This window comes from Paractinoplanes lichenicola (assembly GCF_016785085.1).
Lineage (GTDB): Bacteria > Actinomycetota > Actinomycetes > Mycobacteriales > Micromonosporaceae > Actinoplanes > Actinoplanes lichenicola.
Genome location: NZ_JAENHO010000005.1, coordinates 150,023 through 170,117, shown reverse-complemented (window position 1 = coordinate 170,117; position 20,095 = coordinate 150,023). Strand labels below are relative to the sequence as shown.

22 protein-coding genes are annotated in these 20,095 nt (G+C 70.3%); 7 read left to right on the top strand and 15 right to left on the bottom strand.

Translation table 11 applies throughout. The features are described 5' to 3' along the window. Nucleotides 1-173: 173 nt before the first annotated feature. Nucleotides 174-767, top strand: a complete 594-nt coding sequence (locus JKJ07_RS18155; protein ID WP_236029306.1) for a hypothetical protein — start codon at nt 174-176, stop codon at nt 765-767. Here JKJ07_RS18155 and JKJ07_RS18150 read toward each other — a convergent pair. The 13 genes from JKJ07_RS18150 to JKJ07_RS18090 form a co-directional block, all read right to left on the bottom strand. After that, nucleotides 748-1,329, bottom strand: coding sequence for a DEAD/DEAH box helicase (locus JKJ07_RS18150; protein ID WP_202992776.1), 582 nt, complete (start codon nt 1,327-1,329; stop codon nt 748-750). The genes JKJ07_RS18155 and JKJ07_RS18150 overlap by 20 nt on opposite strands. A gap of 26 nt (nt 1,330-1,355) precedes the next feature. Then, nucleotides 1,356-2,534 (bottom strand): DUF1996 domain-containing protein, encoded by a 1,179-nt coding sequence (locus JKJ07_RS51145; protein WP_202992775.1) that lies wholly within the window; start codon nt 2,532-2,534, stop codon nt 1,356-1,358. Nucleotides 2,535-2,604: 70 nt separating this feature from the next. Beyond that, the gene (locus JKJ07_RS18140; protein WP_202992774.1) at nt 2,605-2,871 is read right to left on the bottom strand and encodes a hypothetical protein; all 267 of its coding nucleotides are present in this window, start codon (nt 2,869-2,871) and stop codon (nt 2,605-2,607) included. 18 nt (nt 2,872-2,889) lie between these two features. Then, nucleotides 2,890-3,228 (bottom strand): hypothetical protein, encoded by a 339-nt coding sequence (locus JKJ07_RS18135; protein WP_202992773.1) that lies wholly within the window; start codon nt 3,226-3,228, stop codon nt 2,890-2,892. 244 nt (nt 3,229-3,472) lie between these two features. Beyond that, nucleotides 3,473-4,669 carry an ABC transporter permease gene (locus tag JKJ07_RS18130; protein WP_202992772.1) on the bottom strand — a complete coding sequence of 399 codons (1,197 nt, stop codon included), beginning with the start codon at nt 4,667-4,669 and terminating at the stop codon, nt 3,473-3,475. Continuing rightward, nucleotides 4,666-6,174 (bottom strand): sugar ABC transporter ATP-binding protein, encoded by a 1,509-nt coding sequence (locus JKJ07_RS18125; RefSeq protein ID WP_202992771.1) that lies wholly within the window; start codon nt 6,172-6,174, stop codon nt 4,666-4,668. Before JKJ07_RS18125 ends, JKJ07_RS18130 begins: the two co-directional genes overlap by 4 nt. Beyond that, the gene (locus JKJ07_RS18120) at nt 6,171-7,163 is read right to left on the bottom strand and encodes a sugar ABC transporter substrate-binding protein (RefSeq protein ID WP_202992770.1); all 993 of its coding nucleotides are present in this window, start codon (nt 7,161-7,163) and stop codon (nt 6,171-6,173) included. The genes JKJ07_RS18125 and JKJ07_RS18120 overlap by 4 nt, the downstream gene beginning before the upstream one ends. 34 nt (nt 7,164-7,197) lie before the next feature. Continuing rightward, nucleotides 7,198-8,526: a lyase family protein gene (locus tag JKJ07_RS18115; protein ID WP_202992769.1), complete on the bottom strand. Its 1,329-nt coding sequence runs from the start codon at nt 8,524-8,526 to the stop codon at nt 7,198-7,200. Between the two features lie 118 nt (nt 8,527-8,644). Beyond that, a complete protein-coding gene (locus JKJ07_RS18110) occupies nt 8,645-9,238 on the bottom strand; it encodes a class I SAM-dependent methyltransferase (RefSeq protein WP_438871417.1) in 594 nt (197 codons plus the stop codon). 10 nt (nt 9,239-9,248) lie between these two features. Then, a complete protein-coding gene (locus JKJ07_RS18105) occupies nt 9,249-9,665 on the bottom strand; it encodes an iron chaperone (RefSeq protein ID WP_202992768.1) in 417 nt (138 codons plus the stop codon). A gap of 88 nt (nt 9,666-9,753) precedes the next feature. After that, entirely contained in the window at nt 9,754-12,921 is a 3,168-nt protein-coding gene (locus tag JKJ07_RS18100) for a helicase HerA domain-containing protein (RefSeq protein ID WP_202992767.1), read from the bottom strand. Beyond that, entirely contained in the window at nt 12,921-13,583 is a 663-nt protein-coding gene (locus JKJ07_RS18095; protein WP_202992766.1) for a hypothetical protein, read from the bottom strand. The genes JKJ07_RS18100 and JKJ07_RS18095 overlap by 1 nt, the downstream gene beginning before the upstream one ends. Continuing rightward, a complete protein-coding gene (locus JKJ07_RS18090; protein ID WP_307834314.1) occupies nt 13,570-14,487 on the bottom strand; it encodes a DUF559 domain-containing protein in 918 nt (305 codons plus the stop codon). The genes JKJ07_RS18095 and JKJ07_RS18090 overlap by 14 nt, the downstream gene beginning before the upstream one ends. A 382-nt stretch (nt 14,488-14,869) precedes the next feature. Here JKJ07_RS18090 and JKJ07_RS18085 point away from each other — a divergent pair, with 382 nt between their 5' ends. From JKJ07_RS18085 to JKJ07_RS18060, 6 genes are all read left to right on the top strand, one after another. Beyond that, nucleotides 14,870-15,625, top strand: coding sequence for a hypothetical protein (locus JKJ07_RS18085; RefSeq protein ID WP_202992765.1), 756 nt, complete (start codon nt 14,870-14,872; stop codon nt 15,623-15,625). Between the two features lie 5 nt (nt 15,626-15,630). Then, entirely contained in the window at nt 15,631-15,978 is a 348-nt protein-coding gene (locus tag JKJ07_RS18080) for a hypothetical protein (protein ID WP_202992764.1), read from the top strand. A 9-nt stretch (nt 15,979-15,987) separates the two neighbouring features. Next, on the top strand, nt 15,988-16,356 hold the full coding sequence (locus JKJ07_RS18075) for a YbaB/EbfC family nucleoid-associated protein (protein ID WP_202992763.1): 369 nt from the start codon (nt 15,988-15,990) through the stop codon (nt 16,354-16,356). Beyond that, nucleotides 16,349-16,660, top strand: a complete 312-nt coding sequence (locus JKJ07_RS18070) for a type VII secretion target (protein WP_202992762.1) — start codon at nt 16,349-16,351, stop codon at nt 16,658-16,660. Before JKJ07_RS18075 ends, JKJ07_RS18070 begins: the two co-directional genes overlap by 8 nt. Continuing rightward, a complete protein-coding gene (locus JKJ07_RS18065; RefSeq protein WP_202992761.1) occupies nt 16,660-17,352 on the top strand; it encodes a WXG100 family type VII secretion target in 693 nt (230 codons plus the stop codon). Before JKJ07_RS18070 ends, JKJ07_RS18065 begins: the two co-directional genes overlap by 1 nt. Nucleotides 17,353-17,416: 64 nt before the next feature. Then, nucleotides 17,417-17,740 (top strand): hypothetical protein, encoded by a 324-nt coding sequence (locus tag JKJ07_RS18060; RefSeq protein ID WP_202992760.1) that lies wholly within the window; start codon nt 17,417-17,419, stop codon nt 17,738-17,740. Between the two features lie 69 nt (nt 17,741-17,809). Here the strand turns inward: JKJ07_RS18060 and JKJ07_RS18055 are convergent, their stop codons facing one another. Both JKJ07_RS18055 and JKJ07_RS18050 read right to left on the bottom strand, forming a co-directional pair. Continuing rightward, the gene (locus JKJ07_RS18055) at nt 17,810-18,994 is read right to left on the bottom strand and encodes a Gfo/Idh/MocA family protein (RefSeq protein ID WP_202992759.1); all 1,185 of its coding nucleotides are present in this window, start codon (nt 18,992-18,994) and stop codon (nt 17,810-17,812) included. Between the two features lie 29 nt (nt 18,995-19,023). After that, complete coding sequence (locus JKJ07_RS18050; protein WP_202992758.1) at nt 19,024-20,070, bottom strand: substrate-binding domain-containing protein; 1,047 nt, start codon at nt 20,068-20,070, stop codon at nt 19,024-19,026. Nucleotides 20,071-20,095 lie beyond the last annotated feature (25 nt).

Below are 20,095 nucleotides of genomic sequence, written 5' to 3'. Positions count from 1 at the left end.
ACGCAAACCCCTCGGCGGCGGCCGCCATGACCGGCCGCCGCAGAAGCTCCCGCCGCGGCGGCGACCGCACACCACGCAGCTTCTCCGAGGCGCAGGATTTCACCGACGACACCGCGTATGTCGGACGACCCGATGCCGCCACGTTTCTGCGGCGACGCGAGCTGGACTGATCGATGATGCGGCTGCGCGCCGACCGCCCGCAGCGGCTGGCGACGATCTCTTACCGGGCCGCCGCGCCGGGTGGCGGGACCGAGGGCGCGCGGCTGGCGGTCGAGCGATTTCGGGTGGATGCTCTGCCCGGAGGCTACGACGCGATTGTCGCGGCCGGCGACCTGCAAGGAATCGCCGTGTCACCACTCGGCGGCCGGCCCGGGTTGTTGGGCATAGCCGTCGCCGACTACCTGGGTGTCTGGGCAGACGACGGCCTGTTGCCGCCCCCGGACCGGGTCGGAGTGCTGCTGACCGGTGATCTGCATTCGGCGCCCGAGGCCGACAGCCGCGGGGCGTCGGGCCCGGTCGGCGATATGTGGTTGGCGTTCGTGGCCGCGGGCTGTCCGATGGTCTTCGGGGTGGCCGGCAGCCACGACGAGGTGACGACCGAGCAGGTCGGCGCCCTGGGTCGCGATATCGCCCTGCTCAAGCCGCGCGCACCTGGCCTCGCCCTGTGTGGTCACGTCTCGTGGTCCGAACCCGCGGCCAGGCTGGGCGGCGGCCACGTCGTCAACGTCGACAGCCGGGTCGCGGTCTTCACCGCGGGTCCCGGCTAGCGACCTCCCGGAAGCCCAGCGCGCGATATCCGGACCTGCGGCAACGCAGGGCGGCGGCCAGGTTCGGGATCGCCGGGTCGTGGTAGTCGTGCACCTCGCAGACGTGCTTGCCGGGCGCCGGGCGGAGCACTCGACGGGCGCACTGGACCAACAGGCCCTCGAAGGCGATCGGGCCGGCCAGGAACAGCGTGTCGAGGGCGGGTGCGTCGAAGTCCAGGCCGACGAACGACGTGGTGCCGACGGCGAGCAACCCGTCGCCCGCCGCGACCCTCGCGAGCCGGTCCGTTGCGGCGTTCCGGTCGGCGGCGCCCATGCCTCCGCGCAGCGACAGGGCATGGTGCCCGCGGGTCGTCAGCTGTGCGGCCAGGATCGCCACGTGGGCGACCCAGCGGGTGAGCACGAGGCAGTTCCGGCCGCGGTCCAGCGCGGCCGCGACGTCCGCGACGATCCGGCCGTTGCGGGCGTCGTCCGCGACCAGGGCTCGATGCACTGCCGCCTGGGTCAGGTTCCCCTCGGTCAGCCGGAAGCTGGTGTCGTGGACGAACAGGACCCTGTCACTCATGCTCCATGACTATAGTCACTCGGCAACTAGCGGTAGTAGCCGTTGTTGTCGCAGGTCTTACGTTCGGCGATGCAGTTCTTGGTGCGCTTGTTCATGGCGTCGGCGTCCCACATCACGAAGGCGTCGCCGTGCATGGAGGAGGCGCTTTTGCCCTGCGGATCCGAGGACAGGTAATAGCCGGCCTTCGTGCCCTTGGCCCCGTACTGGATGTCGAAGGTGATGGCCGGGATGCGTACGGGATGGCTCGCCGGGCAACCCTGCTCGTCGCCGTACTTGACGTGATCCTTGTGGTTGGGGCTGTCCAGGTTTTTGCCGTCCCAGCAGTCCGGGAACTGCATCATGAAATGCAGCGTGGCCGGCTCGCCGCAGATGGGCCAGTTGCCGTTCGTGCTGCGGGCGATGCCGTCGAGGTCGCCGGGGCCGTAGAAGGCGCAATAGAACTGCCCCTGCGCCCCGCGCGGCGTCGGCACCTTCTTCTTGGCGTCGCCGGCGATCATGCGCAGGCCGTTCGGCATCGGCATCACGTCCGACGAGCTCTTGCGCAGCGAGCGGTAATAGACGCGGAAGCCCGTGGTTTCGACCGGCTTCTTCGTCGCGTTGTCATAAAGAGTCGGGACCCAGTACGCCGAATGGTCGAGCACGGGCTTGCAGGTGGTCGCGGTGAACTTCATCAGGTCACCGGCGGTGGTGTCCGCGTCGACGGCCTTGTTGCCGACGAACGAATGCATGTGCGAAGCGCCCGCCAGCCCCGGAAAGACGATCGGGTCGTCGGCCCGGCGATGGCTGTATTGGCAGTCGGCGCGGAACTCGGGGAGGTCGCCGACGCCGGACGGCACGGGGTCGACCTTGCGCGCCTTGTAGGCGTTGACCTGCTTCTGCCAGGCGGCCCGGTCGACCGGGATCCAGCCGCCGCGAGGGGCCGGGGCGGTGGCGGCGGCCGTTGTCTTGGCGGGTCTCGCGGCGGGCGACGTGGAGGTCCGAGCAGCCGGAGTCGGCACGGCGGCGGCGGAAGTCGGCGGCGGGGTCGGGGCCGCTGTTCCCGCGACAAGCACGTCGCCGGCGGGCTCGCTCTCGCCCTTGCTGCCCGCCAGCGACACACCGGCCGCCGCGACCGCGACCACAGCCACGCCCGCGCAGACGACGGCCAGCGCCCGCTTGGGCCGCCGCCGATGACGCGACTGCGGCACGTCCGTCGAGTTCGACACAGGTCGCTCCTCACCCAGTTCTTGATCGCCGGATGGGGAGACGGGCCGCCCGTCCTCCGATAACAAAAAGTCAGGGAACGGCGGGATCGGGGTGCCCGCTCCCGAAGGCGACGGCCTGTTCCTCGTCGACCAGCCCGCTGTCCATCAGCCAGTCCACCGTGTGCCGAGCCGCGTGGGACGGCACCGGATCGACCAGAATCAGGGCAGGATCCAAATCGTCCAGGTCGACGGGGCTTTCGCCGTCGATGCCGCCATCCGACGTCCAGGGCCCAAGCGCACCCGTACGGGAATCAATCCTCGAGCGCGGCCGCCAGCTCTCCGAGATCCACCTGCTCAATCCGCAGCATGCCGGATCCTAACCGTCGTACGGGTCCGTGGGGATGAGCCGAATCTCCGGCATGACGGCCGCGCGCTCCTCGGGCGTCGCGTCGAAGGCCAGCATCTCGGCGCCCTCCGGAATGCCGACCCGGGGCAGAAAAATACCGTCGCGTGCCACGTCGCACCACAGCGTCGCGAAGCCGATTCTGCTTTCCGAGCTTCCCGTGTACGTGATGTGCAACCGCCCGCCATCCCCGTCCGGGCACAACGCTTCAACCCGTACGGGCCAGGCGTCACGAATCCTGGTGAAGGCGTCGAACCAGGCCTCCCACCGCCGCTGCGCTCCCGCCATGTCGGGCAGAGGACGGCCGGTCATCGGCTCGGCCGTTCGGTGGGGTCTGCCACCACCACGAAGGTAGCGATGCCCGTCCATGGCTGTTGCAAGATCGCGGAGCAGCCACCGCCTCCCCCGCCCACCCAGGGAAGAAAGACAGCCCCGAACTTACGCCCTTGTCAAGCCGGAGCCCCGAGTTGTCCACAGCGCCCGAAACCTATGCACAGGGAAGCCCGGCAGCGCCGTTGCTGCCGGGCCTCGTTCACTGCCCGTCGCCGGGCCTCGTTCAGTGTTCGACCAGCACCTTTTCCGACGGCTGCGTCGACGCCGGCGGATCGCCCTTCCCCCGCCGCAGAGCCAACCGGAACCGCCGACGCTCCCGACCACTGGTAGCCGTGTAGAGCGAAGCCGCAGCCACCAGCACGGTCCCCTGCACCACGTTCTGGTAGTTGGAGCCGATGTTCAGCACGTTGAACCCGTTGCTCAGCGTGAACAGAATCAGCGTGCCCACGACCGACTTCGCGACGTAACCCGAACCGCCGAAGAGGGAGGTTCCGCCCAGCACCGCGGCCGCGATGACGGTCAGTTCGCCGCCGGTCAGGACTGTGGGGTCGACGGAGTTGAAGCGGCCCGCGTAGAGCACGCCGACCATCGCCGCCACGGTGCCGTTCACCACGAAGGCCACCATCTTGTAGCGGTCGACGGCGATGCCGGACAGGCGCGCCGCCTCCGGGTTGCCGCCCACGGCGTACAGGTTGCGGCCGACCACCGTGAAGCGCAGCACCAGCGCGGTCAGGACGGCGAGCACCAGCATGATCCAGACGGGTGCGGTCTGGGTCAGCATCAGCGGGCGGAACACGGCCAGCAGGATCAGGGCCAGGCCGGCGAACCACAGGCCGGCCGTCGCCACGATCGACTTGCCGCGCCGGATCAGCAGGAGGGCGCCGGCGATCAGCAGCACGCCGATCACGACGGCCACGGCGATCGGCAGGGTCCAGCGGGCGGTCGCGAGGTCGAGCAGCGTCGTGTCCTTGGCGGTGATGCTCTGCCCGTCGAGGATCGCCTGCACCACGCCTCGCACCGCGGTCAGTGTGCCGAGCGTGACGATGAAGGCGTTGACCCCGAGCTTCTGTACGAGCACCGCGTTGACCAAACCGACCAGAGCCCCGGTGATCAGGGCGGCCAGCAGAGCCACCACCGGCCCGTACGAGTCGATGGTCTTCAACGCCACAGTGCCCGCGAGCGCCGCCGTGGAGGCCACCGACAGGTCGAAGTTGCCGGTGATCAGCACGACCGTCATGAAGATGGCCAGGATCGCGATGAGCGCCGACTGGTCGAGGATGTTGCTCAGGTTGACGCTGCTCAGGTAGCTCGGGCGCCCCTGCGCGGCCGACGTGATGGTCAGGATCGCGACGAGCGCGATGAACGCGTACACGACTCCGGCCGCCCGGGGCGCGAGCGAGCGCCGCCACGAAGAACTCATGCTGGTTGCCCCTCTTTCAAGCCACTGGCGAGCGCCGTGACCTCGTGCAAATCGGTGTCGGCGACCCGCAGGTCGGCGACGATCTCGCCGCGCCGGATGACGAGGATCCGGTCGCAGGCGGTGAGCAGTTCCTCGAACTCGCTGGACACCATGAGCACCCCGCGCCCGTCGTCGGCCAGCCGCCGTACGAGCTGCAGGATGTCGGCCTTGGCGCCCACGTCGACGCCGGCCGAGGGCTCGTCGAGCAGCAGCACCCGGGCCGGCCCGTACACCCATTTGGCGAACACGACCTTCTGCGCGTTGCCGCCCGACAGCTCCCCCACCGGCGAGTCGGTCGAGCCGGCCACGATGCCCAGGTCGTCGACGGCCTGCTCCGCGAGCGCACGCTCGCGGAAAAGTGCGGGCAGCATCCGTCGCCACGACATGCCGCTCAGGTAGGGCAGCGAGATGTTGCGCCAGATCTCCCAGTCCCGGATGAAGCCCTGCCGCGCCCGGTCCTCGGGGACGAGAGCCAGTCCCGCGCGGACGGCGGCCCGGGGCGAGTGCCGCACCAAATGGTCGTCGACCCGCACCTCGCCGGAAGAAGCCGGATCCGCGCGGTAGATCGCCTCCAGCAGCTCGGTGCGCCCGCTGCCCAGCAACCCAGCCAGTCCGACGACCTCACCCTCGTGCACGGTCAAGTCAATAGGTCCGAAATGTCCGGAAGAGGCGAGCTCGCGCACTTGAAGCACAGGCCGGCCAAGCGACCGTTGTAAAGGCGCAGACGCTTCGAGCCGGGCCAGCCGCTTCCCGACGATCGCGGTGACCAGGCTTTCCACTGTCACGTCGGCGGTCGGCGAATCGACCACCACGAGACCGTCCCGCAGCACGGTCAGGTGGTCGGTCAGCGCCATCACCTCGTCGAGGAAGTGCGACGTGTAGACGAACGTCGTTCCGGAGTCGCGCAGCCGCCGCACCGAGCGGAACAGCACCTCGCGCTCGGCCGGCGACAGCGCCGCGGTCGGCTCGTCGAGCAGCACCACGTCCGGGTCGCGGGCCAGCGCCTGCAGGATCGCCACCATCTGGCGGGCGCCCACCGAGAGCTCGGAGACCAGCTCGTCCGGGTTGAGCTCGTAGCCGACCCGCTCGCAGAGCGCCAGCAGCTCGGCGCGGCGGGCGGGGGCGTCCCATCGCTTGGTCTCGCGCCGGCCGAGGAACACGTTCTCGACCACGGTCATGGCGTCGACCAGCGGGGTGTGCTGGTGCACGGCGGCCATGCCGGCCTCGAGCGCCTGGCCGGGTCGCGACCAGTCGACCGGCTCGCCCTTCCACTCGACCGTGCCCGCGCTGGCCTGCTGCCAGCCGGACAGGATCTTGATCAGGGTGGACTTGCCGGCGCCGTTGGCGCCGATCAAGCCGTGGACCGTTCCCGGGAGCACCCGCATCGAGACGCCGCGCAGGGCCCGGGTGCCGCTCGTGTACGTCTTCTCGACGTCACGAACGGCGAGCACGGGTGCGGTCGTCACCATTGCGGGGTGCAGGAGTCGACGTTGGCCTTCGTCACTCCCGGGGTGTCGTAGAAGGTGGTCTTCGGCGCGCCCGACAGCTTGCCGGTCACGGCGTCGTGCAGCATCTGGACGGCCATCTCGCCCGAGTCGTACGGCTTGTAGCAGACCGTGCCGAGCAGGGTGCCGTCCTTGACACCCGCGATGCCGGCCGCGGAGCCGCCGACGCCGATGATCTTCGCTTTGGAGTTGGCCGACTTGACCGCGGCCGCGCAGCCGACCGCCATGTCGTCGCTGATCGCGTAGATCAGGGCCAGGTCGGGCGTGGCGGCCAGGATGTTCTGGCAGGCCGACTGCCCGTCCTGCTTGGTCCAGTTGCCCGGCTGCGTCGCGACGACCTGGAAGCCGCCCTTGGCGTCGAGCGCGGCCTTGAACTTCTCGACGCGCGTGGTGTTCTCGTCGAAGCCGGGCGCGCCCGTGATCACGGCCACCTTGCCCCCGCTGACCTCCTTGACCGCCAGGTCACCGGCGGTCTGCCCCGCGCCCTGCTCGTTCTCGGTCACGATGAACTTCAATTTCTCGTACGGGTTGTCGACCGCGCGGTCCGAGCCGACGTAACCGTGCGCGGTGCCGACCGGGATGTTCGCGTTGGCGGCCTGGTCGACCAGCGCCTGGCCGGGGCCGGGGGCCAGCGGCACGAGAATGATGCCGTCGACCTTCTGCGCGATCAGGTCCTGCATCTGGCTGGCCTGCTTCTGCTGGTCGCCCTGCGAGTCGAGCGCGACCAGCTTGATGCCGAGCTCGTCGGCCTTGGCCTTGGCCCCCTTGGCCAGCGCGGCCGGGAAGGTCACCGACTCCTGCTGGTTGGCCAGCCCGAAGGTGAGCTGCTTGGGCGCGGCCGACGCGCCGGCCGCGGTCGACTCGGACGGGGACTCGGTGTCGCAGGCGGCGGCGCCGGTCAAAAGCAGGCCGAGGCCGACGGTGACGGCCAGGCTCCGGGTGAGATTCATGGATGCTCCTGTTGGGACGGAGAGAGGGAGGGATTCAGGCGCGCCACTCGGACAGGGCGGCGTCGCAGACTCGGCGGGCGGAGCCGACATAGGCCGACGGCTCGGGAAGGGTGTCCGCGATCGTGGACCAGGTGACGTCCCCGACCTTGGCGCGCACGGCGTCTCGCAGTGAGGACCCCTCGGACCGGGAGTCGCGAACCGCGCCGTACACCAGCTCGTGTGCTTTGTCCCGGCCCAGGGTGGCGGCCAGGGCGATCATGTAGGCCTCGGCCATCAGCCGGCCCCCGTCGGCCTCGAGGTTGGCCGCCATCCGCTCGGGGAAGACCCGCAGCCCGTTCGCGATGGCGGCGGCGGCCCGCAGCGCGCCCGCGACGGCGGTCAGCGTGGCCGGCACGGCCTGCCACTCGACCTGCCACTCCCCCGCGGCGCGCTCGTGCCCGGCCTCCAGGGCCCGCAGCACGGCCTGCGCGTTGGCCTCGGCCATCACGCCGAACCCGACGGCCAGCTCGGACGAGATCGGGTTGGCCTTCTGCGGCATCGTTGAGGAGGCGCCGCGATACATCCCGTCGGCCTCGGCGATCTCGCCGACCTCGGTGCGGGACAGGTCGACGACCTCGCGCCCGAGCCGCACGCAGGTGGCCGCGGCCAGGGCGGCCGACTGGGTGAGCTCGCCGATCCGGTCGCGGGCGACGTGCCACGACGCGACGGTGTCGCGCAGCCCCAGGCGGGCCGCGAGATCGGTCCGTACGGCATCGGCGGTGTCCCCGAGGGCCGCCGAGGTGCCGCCCGCGCCGAACAGCGAGACGACGGAGACGGCGTCCCGGGCCGCGGTCAGGCGGGCCCGGTGCCGGGTCAGCTCGCCCAGGAAGACGGCCATCTTGGCGCCGAACGTGGTCGGCACGGCCTGCTGGGCGTGGGTGCGGCCGGCCATCACGGTGCCGGCGTGCTCCTCGACCAGCCGCGCCAGCCCGTCGCCGACGACGCCGACCTGGTCGAGCAGGCGGCTCGCGGCGTCGCGGACCTGCAGGGCGAGAGCACAGTCCATGATGTCTTGCGTGGTCGCGCCGTAGTGGACGAACGCGGCATCGCCGTCGTCGAGCGCCTCGCAGATCATCCGAACGAGCGGAAAGATCGGATAGCCGACGTTGGCCGACTCGGCCCACAGCCGGGGCAGGTCGATCACGTCGAGGCGGCAGGCCTGGGCGATGCGCTCGCCGGTGGCCGCGTCGACGACCCCGGCCGTGGCCAGCGCCCGGCCGAGCTCGGCCTCGACCCGCAGCCAGTCGGCGACGGCCCGCTCCTGCGAGAAGACGGCGGCCATGGGCTCGTCTCCGCCGAGCTGGGTCAGGAGGTCAAACGCCACGGTGTGCTCGCTCTCGTTCGCTCACTCAACGATCTGTTCAATCGTTTGAACGAGTGGAGACTATGACGCAGCACACGGTTCGGGCAACCGTTTGAACGGTGGGGATTTTTCCGGGGTGTTACAGGGCGGCGCGCAGAACGGCGACGAGGAAGTCCGATTCCGGCGTGAAGGGGCGCAGATCCCACGTGCCCAGGAGCAGGTCGGGGGTCAGCCCGGCGGCGGCCGCGTCGGCCAGGAAGTCGTCGAACGCGTAGTCGCGCCCGGCGCCGAAGCCGACGACAAAACGGGCACCATCGCCCAGATGGCGCCCAGCCTGGCGGAGAATCTCGACGCGGGTGCTGGGCGCCACGAAGGTCACCACGTTGCCGGCGCAGACGATCAGGTCGAACCGGCCGGGCAGGTCGAGCTCGCTCAGGTCGCCGACCAGCCACTCGGCGGCCGGGTGATCGGCGCGGGCCGCCTCGATCAGCTTCGGGTCGAGGTCGACGCCGACGACGTCGTGGCCGGCCGCGGCGAGATAGCCCCCGACGCGGCCCGTGCCGCACCCGGCGTCCAGGATCCGCGCGCCGCGGGGCACCATCGCGTCGACCAGGCGCGCCTCGCCGTGCAGGTCGGCCCCGGCCTCGGCCATCTTGCGGAACCGGTCGATGTACCACTGCGAGTGGTCCGGGTTCTCACCGAGGAGCTTGAGCCAGCCGTTCTGATCACTCACGGCCCCGATGTTATCCGGCGGCCCGCTTCACCAGGCCGGCAATGCGCTCCTCGACCTCGGGGGTGAGGGCCGTGACGGCGAACGCGGTCGGCCACATCGCGCCCTCGTCGAGCTGCGCGTCCTCGCTGAAGCCGAGGGTGGCGTACCGGACCTTGAACTTGACCTTGGCCTGGAAGAACACGGTCGCCTTACCCCCTTTCCCGTACGCCGGCATGCCGTACCACAGGCGCGGCAGCAGCTCGGGCGCGACCTCCTTGACGATCGCGTGCACACGCTCGGCGATGGCCCGGTCCTCGCCCGCCATCTCGGCGATCTTCTCGAGCACGGCCGGCTCCTGGTCCTTGCCCTTCGTGGTGCGGCCCTTGCGAACCTCCTGGGCCCGCTCCTTCATGGCCGCGCGTTCCTCGCTGGTGAAGTTCTCGCTCATGCCCCGAGCCTAGGAAAACCCTGGTCGCGGCCGCTTCTCGAATCCTGATCACTTCAAGCCGCGGGCGCGCGCGACGATCCTGGACGGTTCAGCCGCGGGCGCGCGCGACGACCTCCTCGACGGTCAGCGGGCTGCGCGGATGATGGGTCAGCGACAATGGCGTACGGATCTTGCGGGGTGCCGCCCCCTCGGCCGCCAGATAGAACTCGCCCGTCGTCAGCCGCGAGATGTCGGGGACGTCGCCGCCCTTCGCCTTGGCCATGTCGCGGGCCGCCTCGATCTGGATCGGGCTGTTCATCAGGCCGTACATCTGGGTGGCGGCGTTGCCCGGGATCCGGTTGTGCAGGCCCTTGGGCGCCTGAGTGGCGAAGACCAGCCCCAGGCCGTACTTGCGGGCCTGCGCGGCCAGCGCGAGCGTGCTCTGCGTGCAGGCGGTCATCGCGCCGGACGGGGCGAACGTCTGCGCCTCATCCATGATCAGCAGCCCCAGCAGCGGGCGGTCGCCGGCCGGGTTCTTCTTGATCCACGCGAACAGCGCCATCTGCAGCTGGTTGACGAAGCTCTGCCGGGCGTCGTCCGAGGGCAGGCCGACCAGGCTGATCACCGAGATCCGGGCCCGCTTGCCCGGCTTCGGGGTGAGCAGCCGCCCCGGGTCCATCGGGGTGCCGTCGCCGCCGAAGAGCGGGTCGTTGACCATGGCCGCGGTCAGGGTGTGGGCCAGCCCCAGCCCGATCTTGTCGGCGCCGTCGATGTCGATCAGCCCGTCCGGCAGGTCACCCAGCGTGTCGATGAGCCCCTTGAGGCGGCGGCCGCCACGCCGGCCGTAATGCTCGACCGCGGTCCGCAACACGGCCAGCCCGAGCTGCGCCTTCGTCGTTTTCGCGGTGACTCCGGCCCGCGGGGCGAGCGAGGCCACCGCGGCCTCCACCGCCTCGGCGAACTCGTCCGGATCATCCCGTACGCCGCGGAAGTCGGGCAGCGGCTGGAAGCTGAGCGGCCGACCGGCGGCGCGCCGCGGCGTCCAGACGACGACGTCGGTGCCGGCCAGATAGTCGGCGGCCTTGACGTCGTCGCCGGGTCGCCAGGCGGCGGGCTGCTCGGGCCAGGGCTCGCCCAGCCGGGCCAGGTCATTGTTCGGGTCGAGCACGATCGCCGAGACGCCCTGCAGCGCGCACTCCTCGACGATGCGCCGGATCAGCACGGTCTTGCCCGAACCGGAGCCGGCGAAGATCGTCGCGTGTTTGCGCAGCGCCTCGAGCGGCAGGCAAACGGGCCCGCCGTCCTCATAACCGTGACCGATCACAAAAGCCGGCCCGGCGCTCGTGGACTCGACGTGCGGGGGCCCGGCCTGCGCGGGCTCGGGCTCAACCCGTACGGGATCCGTCTTGGCCTGCGCGGGCTCGGGCTCAACCCGTACGGGATGGGTCTTGGGCTGCACCTCACCCAGGGCCTGCCGCAGGAACGCGAGCCCGTGGGCCGGACGCCGCTCGATCAGCCAGCCCTGCAGGTCCATAGTGGTCTCGGTCAGCATCACCTGCAGCGCCGACAACGTCCGCAGGTCGTCCTCGCTGAGCGGCAAGGTCATGCCGCCCTCCTGCTCCAACTTCAAGACCGCGGCCCGCGTACGCTCCCCCGCCGCCCATTTCCCGTTGCGCAACAGGAAGAGCCGGCGCTTGGGCGTACCGGCATCCACGGCCGCCGCCATCGACGCCTTGCGGATGCGCGACAGGGCCGCGCTGTGATGGTGCTCGTCGCTGATGGCGCGAAAACTCCAGTGCGCCTGATCCTCGGTCTGCTCGTTCAGGGTGAGCCGCAGCCGCGCGTGCAGCGGCGGGTCGTTGCTCGGCGGCGGGTCCACATTGAACGCCTCGCCCGCCTCGCCGCGCTCGAGGATCCACGCCGTGAGCCCGGCCGCCAGCAGCGGCGGCACCACCCTGTCCTCGGTGTCGCGGGCCAGCGGGGCGAGCACCTCGGCCGCCTTGCGCAGCTCGTCGAACCGGGCATCGAAATCCTCGGCACCCGTCGGCGGCTTCGGCGGCCGACGCTCGGAGGACACCGCGGCCCCGAGCCGTTCCAGCAACCGCACCTCGTCGTCGTCGATGCAGGCCCGGACGTGCTGGTCGATCTCCTTGAGCAGCTGCCGCGGCGTGTACCGCCCGGCCTGCGCGAAGGCCTGCGGCGCGACCGGCCACGTGGCGAAGGGCGGAGTGAAGCCGATCTCCTGATAGCGCGGCCCGAACCGCTTCTCGACGATCGCCCGGGCCAGGTCGTCGTCGTTGATCCGCTGCAGGTGCGGCGTCAGGCGGAACCGGTCGGCCACCGTGTCGGCCGCGGCCGTCGAGACGATCGTCCACGAGTTCGGGATGCAGGCCAGCACGGTCAGCGTGCGCCGGGTGATCTGGCGCAGCGTCATCAGCCCGTCGGCCATCCGGGCCAGCATCAGCGCCTGCTCGGGGTCGACGACGGCCGCCGCGGCCAGCGCCGGGTCGCTCTGCACGGCGACCTGGGCGATCAGCGTGTCGACCTGGTCGATCGCGATCACCGCCGGGCCGGTCAGCGCGAGCAGCCACGACAGGTCCTGCACGATCAGCTGCGCCGACCGCGGTGCCCGGCGCATCCCCCACGCGTGCCGCTCCCCGGGCACGTTCTCCTCGCCCGAGATGAAGTAGTTCTCGGCCAAGTCGCGGTGGGCGACCTCCTCGGAGGCGGCCAGGGCCAGGGCCCGCGCCGTCTCCTGGCTCGACCGCGCCACCTGCCGGTCGAAGGCGCCCAGCCCCTCGATGAACGCGTCCAGGTCGGCCCGGGTCAGGTCGGTGTCGCCCATGACCGCGCGCCGGGACTTGCGGGGCGCCCCGACCATCGCCGACAGCCGGCGCAGCAGCTGGGTGAGCTGGGTCTGGCCGGTGCCCGGCACGGGACGGGCCAGGCCGTCGAGCATCGCGGCCAGCACGCTGTCCCAGAAGCTGCCCGCGTCGAGCAGGCTGACCAGGAAGAAGTAACCCTCGCGGGCCTGCACCTGCTGCCGCACCCAGCCCAGCAGGTGGGTCTTGCCGGAGCCGCGCTGGCCCTGCACGACCAGGCCGATCGGGCTGGCGTCGCGGCTCCGCTCGGCCTCGGCGTAGCCGTCCGAGATCTCGCGCAGCACCGGCACGTGCAGGCCGTCGACGTGGAACGGCAGCGGCCGCCAGATGTCGTCGGGCACCGGCGCCCAGTTGAAGCGCAGCGACTTGAGCGCCGCCCGCTGCTCCTCGTTCATCACACCCCGACCGCCAGCAGGTGATTCTCCTGCCCGCCGAGCCGCAACGCGGCCTCGTGGTCGGCCGCGGTGAGGGTCCTCTGGTTCGACTCGGGCACGATCGTGACGGCACCGCGATCGCTGAGCTGCCGCAAGGCCTCGTCCAGCTCGTCACGCGGGACGTCGGCGAAGAACGGCCGCAACCGGCGCAGGCCCACCCAGTCGCCCGGCTTCTCGGCGAGCGCCCGGACGGCGGCCAAAACCCGCGGACCCAGCCCCGCCGGGGCGCGCATGTCCGTACGCGGACTCAGCCCAGCTGGGGCGCGCATCTCCGTACGGGCGAAGAGCTCGGTCAGGTTGGCCGCACCGCTGCGCTCGACGATCCGGTCCCGCAGGTGGGTGTGCAGGGCGGTCAGCGCGGCCCCGAGCGCCGTGGCCCCGCGCGCCTTGAAGTCGAAGTCGCTCTGCATCCGCACCCAGCCCTTGTCGTCGAGCTGCAGCGCGGTGGTGCGGCCACTCTTGCGGTTCGAGACGTAGTGCAGCCGCGCCAGCTTGTCACGGGACGGCTTGCGCACGTCAAGCCCGTACCGCTCCCGCAGTTCGGTATTGAGCACCTCGCGCGCCTCGACCATCAGCACCACGAGAATCGCGGCCTCCGAAGGGGTCAGGTCATCGCCGGCCATGCTGGTGTCCTTCCGCGTGGTCACGGCGCCGGGCCCGCACATACGTGCCGATCTGATGAACCACAGCGCCGAGGTCATGGGTGATGCGGGCATTGGTGAACCGAAGAACGGCATAACCGTCCAGCTGCAGTCGCACGTCCCGGCGCCGATCCGCCTCGAACCGCACGGGGTGACAGTGCTCGGGCCCGTCGATCTCGACCACGCACCTTTCGTCAGGCCAGAGCAGATCCAGCCGTACGGGCGGGGTGAGCTCGTTCGTGCGGTAGTCCTGATTCCAGCGGCGGCCGCCCGCCCACGCCTCCGCGGCGAGCGCGGCCTCGAGCGCCGTCTCGGCAGCACTCGCGGGATGCGGCCGCCCCCGAGCAGCAACGCTGCGGGCCGGCGCGACGATCGAGGCCCGGACGACGGGAACGCGGTCGTCGGTGGTGCCGAGCAGCCACACGGCCGGGCCACCGTTGTGCACCAGCCACTCGGCACCGGCGATCACCGACTCCCGGTCGTCGGGATCGTCGACGAGCAGAACCGTGCGGCGCCGGCCGAACGCCTCGGCCACCAGGCGGGCCAGCTGCCGGGCACGGACACGCAAGGGTGGCGTCGCTCGCGGCCGGCGACCGGTCAGCGCGAGGGTGGCGAGGTCGGTCAGGAACGTGCGGGGAAAGCGGTTCTCACCGGCCATCTCTTCCGCGAGCAGGCGGGCCGCGGCGAGGCCACCGACATCGGGGCGGGCAATGCTCGCGCCGGGAAGCCAGGCCGGCAGCAGCTCGACGGCCGCTCGTTCGAGATCGGCCACTGCGGCTTCGGCGAACGCTCCCGGCGTGACACAGCCCTCCGGCACACGGGTCACGATCGGCGCGAGGTCGTCGGGGCTGCTCGCCATCGTGCACGCGAGCTCGTCGACACTCACGCCATCAATCGAGACAACCCGATCAAGCGGAACATCGGCGACGATCATGCCTTCGCGCATTCCGCGGCAACCAGTGTTCTCAGCCCTCTCACAAAAGACGTCCGCCGTCCCGCAACAGCCTACGAATTTGATCTCTGAACCGCCACATCACAGGTGTGACCCTTTTCTCGCCGAACGGTCGATTGCCCTGACCAACTGTGACCTCAGTCGCAGGTCACGTGCATTTCGATCCGCGCTTTGCACCAATCTTGGGCGCTCTTTCCGGGATCGCGGTAATGCGCGACTTCGCGATCCACAATGAATGACTCCGCGGGGATCGATTGCCGTCTGTTGTTACGCTCCGGGGCCTGCCCGCTGACCTGCAACGAACGGACTGATCCGGGTGACGTCGCGACCGAGAAGCCACGGCTCCGGGGATTCGTCCGAGCCGCCCGACCCGGGCGTGAGCGGCGGCGGAAGCAAGCCGCCCGACAACGACGGACCGCCGCCACGTTCACCCGGGGCGGGCGACGACGGAAGCGCCGCCGGCCAGCAACGCATGATCGGTGAGGCGGCCATTGACGGGCGGGTGCGCACGGGTGAGAACGCCCGGCCGGTCGAGCAGGGCACCGCGTCCTCACCGCCGCTGTCCGACGATGACATCACCTTGGCCGGATTTCAGAAAATCTACGACGACCTCGGCGACGCTCCGCCAGTAATCGATTTCGTCCGGAACGATGACGACAATCCGGATGCCCACACCGTCGCGAAGCACGGGCATCAGGTACCGCTCCGGCGAGAACCGGGAGTGCAAACGATCGAGGGCCGCATCTACAAAGACTTCGGCTGGGGCAATCGGGCGACGCAGTCCTTCCGATGGGACAGCGACAAGGTCATGAGTGACGAGGTGAACGCCTACATCCATCAGAACTGGAACGCGATCCGCAGCGACTTGGCAATGGACGGCGAGCACCGCGCGGAGTATCACGCGGGCCACCGAGTCGGTGAGGGATTCTTCAACGGCGGGCTGGACGGCGGCGGCCCCCGTGAGGCGGTTTACATGGAGGCCAGCCGGGTGCGCATCCAGATCAGCGTCTCGGATTCGGACCCGCCCCACGCGTTCGTGGTCACCGCATTCCCCGTCGGCCTACTACGGTGAGGTTCATGGACATTCCGGAGCCCCTGCGCGCACGGCTAGCCGAGCGGGAGGCACGCTCGGATCTGGAAAAGGTGCGGTCGCTGCTGCAGGGTTATGTCGAAGACTCCGACGGCATCGACGAGATCCGGAACGGGCTCGCGAGGACCGCCCGGCGCAACACGCACTTCCTGCGGCAAGAGCTGGCCGCAGTCGAGTCACTCCTGACCGCCGAGCTGCCCAGCGGCACCCTGTTCCGCCTGGTCGCGGTCAACGGCGGCTGGGATTTGGACCACGATCCGACCGATGCCGGGGCTGCGGTGTTTTTGCGCGAGTTGGCCGGCTGGGTGCGGGAAGCCATTGACGCCGCGGGCTAAGAAGGAGCTATGACCGAGCCGCTGTTGGATCCGGATGCTTCTCGTGAATATTTGCGGGATTGGAAGGGGCGGGTGGATCGGGCCGCGGCGGCCGCTCAGGTGATGAGTGAGCGGCTGGGGCAGGCGAAGTTCACCGCCGCCGACGGCAATGGGCTCGTCGAGGTGACCATCGATTCCAGTGGTGTGTTGCTCGCCGTCGAGTTCAGTGAGCGGATTCAGCGGGTGCCGCCCGAGGCTGTGAGCCGGGCGGTCATGGGGGCGCTCGGCATCGCGCGGGGTAAGGCGGCCCGGGTCACGCGCGAGATCATCGACGAGACGCTGGGGCCCGATTCGACGGCGGGGCGTCTGATCAAGGAGCGGCAGGTCACCGATGAGTGACGGGTTCTCGGTCGACGCCCGGCAGATCCGGGCGCATGCGGCCAAGGTGGAGTCGATCGAGCAGCGGTTCGCGGCGGTCAAGTCGGCCAGTTCCGCCATCGTGGCCGACGATGCGGCGTACGGGCTGCTCTGCGGGTGGATGGCGGGCATCCTCGAGGCGCGGCACGCGAAGCAGGACGAGCTGTATGCCTATGTCGAGGAGAATCTGCGGCTCGCGTCGGAGGCGCTGGTCCGCACGAGCCAGGATTACGAGGTCGCCGATGACGCGGCCGCCGACCGGCTGCGGAAGGCGGGCGGGCTCTGATGACCAACCTGATCGCCGTCGCGTCGACCGGGCCGGGCACGTCGGGGGCGTCGCTCGTCGACAGCTTCCAAGGGTTGCAGCAGACGATCGCGGGTGGCAGCTGGGTCGATCAGGCGCTCGCCGGTGGGGCGTTCGCGCTGGAGGCGGCGTCGGCGGTGCTCGACCCGTTCAGCACGCTGCTGGCCAACGGGCTGGGCTGGGCGATGGAGTATTTCGAGCCGCTGCGGGAGGTGCTCGACAAGCTGGCGGGCATGCCCGACCGGGTCGCCGCGCACGCCGCCACCTGGGAGAACATGGCCCGGGAGCTGGCCTCGATGTCGGCCGACCTGCAGGGCGCGCTGGCCGCCGACGTGCCCGACTGGACGGGCCCGGCCGCGACGACCTATCAGAGCCTGATGGCGAACAACGTCGACGCGCTGGGCGGGCTCTCGTCGCTGGCGTCGACGATGGCGGTGTCCACCGAGGCCGCCGGCAACCTGGTCATGTTCACCCGGGACATCGTCCGGGATCTGATCGCCGACCTGGTGGCGCGGGTGATTGTGTGGGCCGCCGAGGCGTTGCTGATTGTCACGATCCCCGTGATCGCGGCGCAGCTCGCGTCGGCCGTGGTGAAGTGGGCCGGCCGGATTCTGGGTTACACGACGGCGCTGGTCACCAGCCTGACCAACCTGACCCGCCTGGTGAACGGCTGAACAGATCACCCGTCGGCGTGAGGGCGGTAATCACTTCGCCACGTAACCGTGTCATCGTCAGCGTGTGAATGATCAGCGCCGAGCGCCGGCCTACCTCGACGAGATCCGCGCGCTCATGCACGAGGTGCTCGCGGCCGGCGACCCCTCGATTCCGGCCGCCGCGATCCTGGCCGCGCTGCACGACCACCTGGAGACCGAGGAGTTCGCGACCAGCCTCTACCTGCTGTGGGGCTTCCTCGGCGAAAGCGAAAGCGAGAGTGAGTGGGAGCAGGGCCGGGCGGCCGACGCGGCCCGCGAGTGGCTGGCTCTCGATCATTCCGACCGCGCGTCCGTGCGCGGCTACTACGACCACTGGCTGTTCGACGTGTGCGGCTACCAACGGCCGTAATCCGTCGCGGGCCGGACCGGCGCGGGGCGCAACCGCGCCGTCCCTCGCCGGCCCGCGACGGACGCCTGGTTAGACCCGCTCCAGGGCCGGCTCGACCGAGGTCCACTCCGCCGATTCGGCCGAGCGGCTCACCGCGTCCAGCACCAGTTGCACCTGCAGCGCGTCGGCGAACGACGGCGTGGGCTGCTGCCCGGTGGCGATCGCCTCGATCAGGTCGCGCACCTCGTGGGTGAACGTGTGCTCGTAGCCGATGCCGTGACCCGGCGGCCACCACGCCCCGATGTACGGGTGGTCGGCCTCGGTGACCAGGATCCGGCTGAAACCCTGCTCGGCCGAGGGCAGCGCGCCGTCGTAGAACTCGAGCTCGTTCTGCCGCTCGAAGTCGAACGCGAGCGAGCCCAGCGAGCCGTTGAGCTCGACCCGCAGCGCGTTCTTGCGGCCGGTCGCGAAGCGGGTCGCCTCGTACGTGGCCACAGCTCCCCCGTCGAGCCTGGCCAGGAAGAGCGCCGCGTCGTCGACCGTGACGTCGCCCAGCCCGCTGCCGTCGGCCGCGGCGGACAGCCCGGCCGACTCGCCGGTCAGCGGCCGCTGCTTGATGAACGTCTCGGTCAGCGCGGACACCGTGGAGATCGACTGCCCGGTGACGAACTGGGTCAGGTCGATGATGTGGGCGCCGATGTCACCCAGCGCCCCCGAGCCCGCCAGCTCCTTGCGCAGACGCCAGACCAGCGGGAACGACGGGTCGATGATCCAGTCCTGCAGGTACTGGGCGCGGACGTGCCGGATGGTGCCGATCCGTCCGTCCCGCACGAGCTGCCGCATGAGTGCCACGGCGGGCACCCGGCGGTAATTGAAGCCACACATGGCCCGTACGCCGGAGGAAGCCGCCTGGGCCGCGGCCGCGGCCATCTCTCGCGCCTCGGCCACCGTGTTGGCCAGGGGCTTCTCGCAGAGAACGTGCTTGCCCGCGGCCAGCGCGGCCAGGGCAATCTCGGCGTGGGTGTCGCCCGGCGTGCAGATGTCGATCAGGTCGATGTCGTCCCGGTCGATCAGCGAGCGCCAGTCCGTGGTGTGCTCGTCCCAGCCGAGCTTCGCGGCGGCGGCCGCCACCCCTTCCGGGGAGCGGCCGCTGACCGCGGTCATCCGTGCCGACAGCGGCAGGTCGAAGGCGCGGTTGACGGTACGCCACGCCGTTGAGTGCGCGGCCCCCATGAACGCGTAGCCGACCATGCCGACCCGCAGCTGTTCCGACATCGAATCTCCTTATCGAAAACCCGGCCCGGTCAGAAGCCGAGCTTGGCGTACGCGTCCGCGTTGTCCTTGGTGATCGTCTCGGAGGCGAGCGTGATCTCCTTGGGCACCTGCAGCTCGACCAGGTCGCTCATGCCCTTGCCCTGCCCGATGAGCCGGGCCAGCGAGATGGCCGAGGAGGCCATCGACGGGCTGTACGTCACGGTCGCCTTGAGCACCGAGTTGTCGGCCTTGATCTGGTCGATCGCGGCCTTCGAGCCGGCCCCGCCGACCATGAAGAACTCGCTGCGGTTGGTCTGCTTGATCGCGGCCAGCACGCCGATGCCCTGGTCGTCGTCGTGGTTCCAGAGCGCGTCCATCTTGGGCAGCGCCTGCAGCAGCGCGGTCGCGGCGGCCTGGCCGGAGTCGGCGGTGAACTCGGCCGGGCGCCGGTTGGCCACCTTGAACCCGTACTCGGCGAGGGCGGTCTTGAAGCCCGCGCTGCGCTCCTGGGTCAGTTCGAGCGAGTCGATCCCGGGGATCTCGCCGATCAGCGGGTTGGCGACGTTCTTGGCCTTGAGCTGCTCGCCGATGTAGTGACCGGCGGCCAGGCCCATGCCGTAGTTGTCGCCCTTGATCTGCAGCCGGAAGGCGGCCTGCGACGGGAACGCCCGGTCCAGGTTGATCACCGGGATGCCGGCCTTCATGGCCTCGAGGCCGGCCGAGTCGAGCTCCTTGCCGTCGTGCGGCAGCATCACGATCACGGTGGGCTTCTGGGCCACCAGGGTCGAGATGGCGGCGCGCTGGGCGGCCGCGTCGGCGCCGGCCTCGACGGCCTTGAACTCCACGTCGGGGTACGCGGCGGCCTGGGCCTTGGCGTTGTTGGTGATCGCCGCGATCCAGCCGTGGTCGGCGGCCGGGGCGGTGAACCCGATGACGACCTTCTCGCCGGCCGCGGCGTTGGGGTTGGCGCTGGCGTCGGTGTTGGTGTTCACCTGCGCGCTGTTGTCGGGTTCGTTGCTCGTGCAGGCGGTGAGGAGGGCACCGGCACCGACGGCCGCGCCGCCGAACAGAATGCGCCTACGAGACAAAGCGGACATGATTCCTCCAAGGGGGTACCCGGAC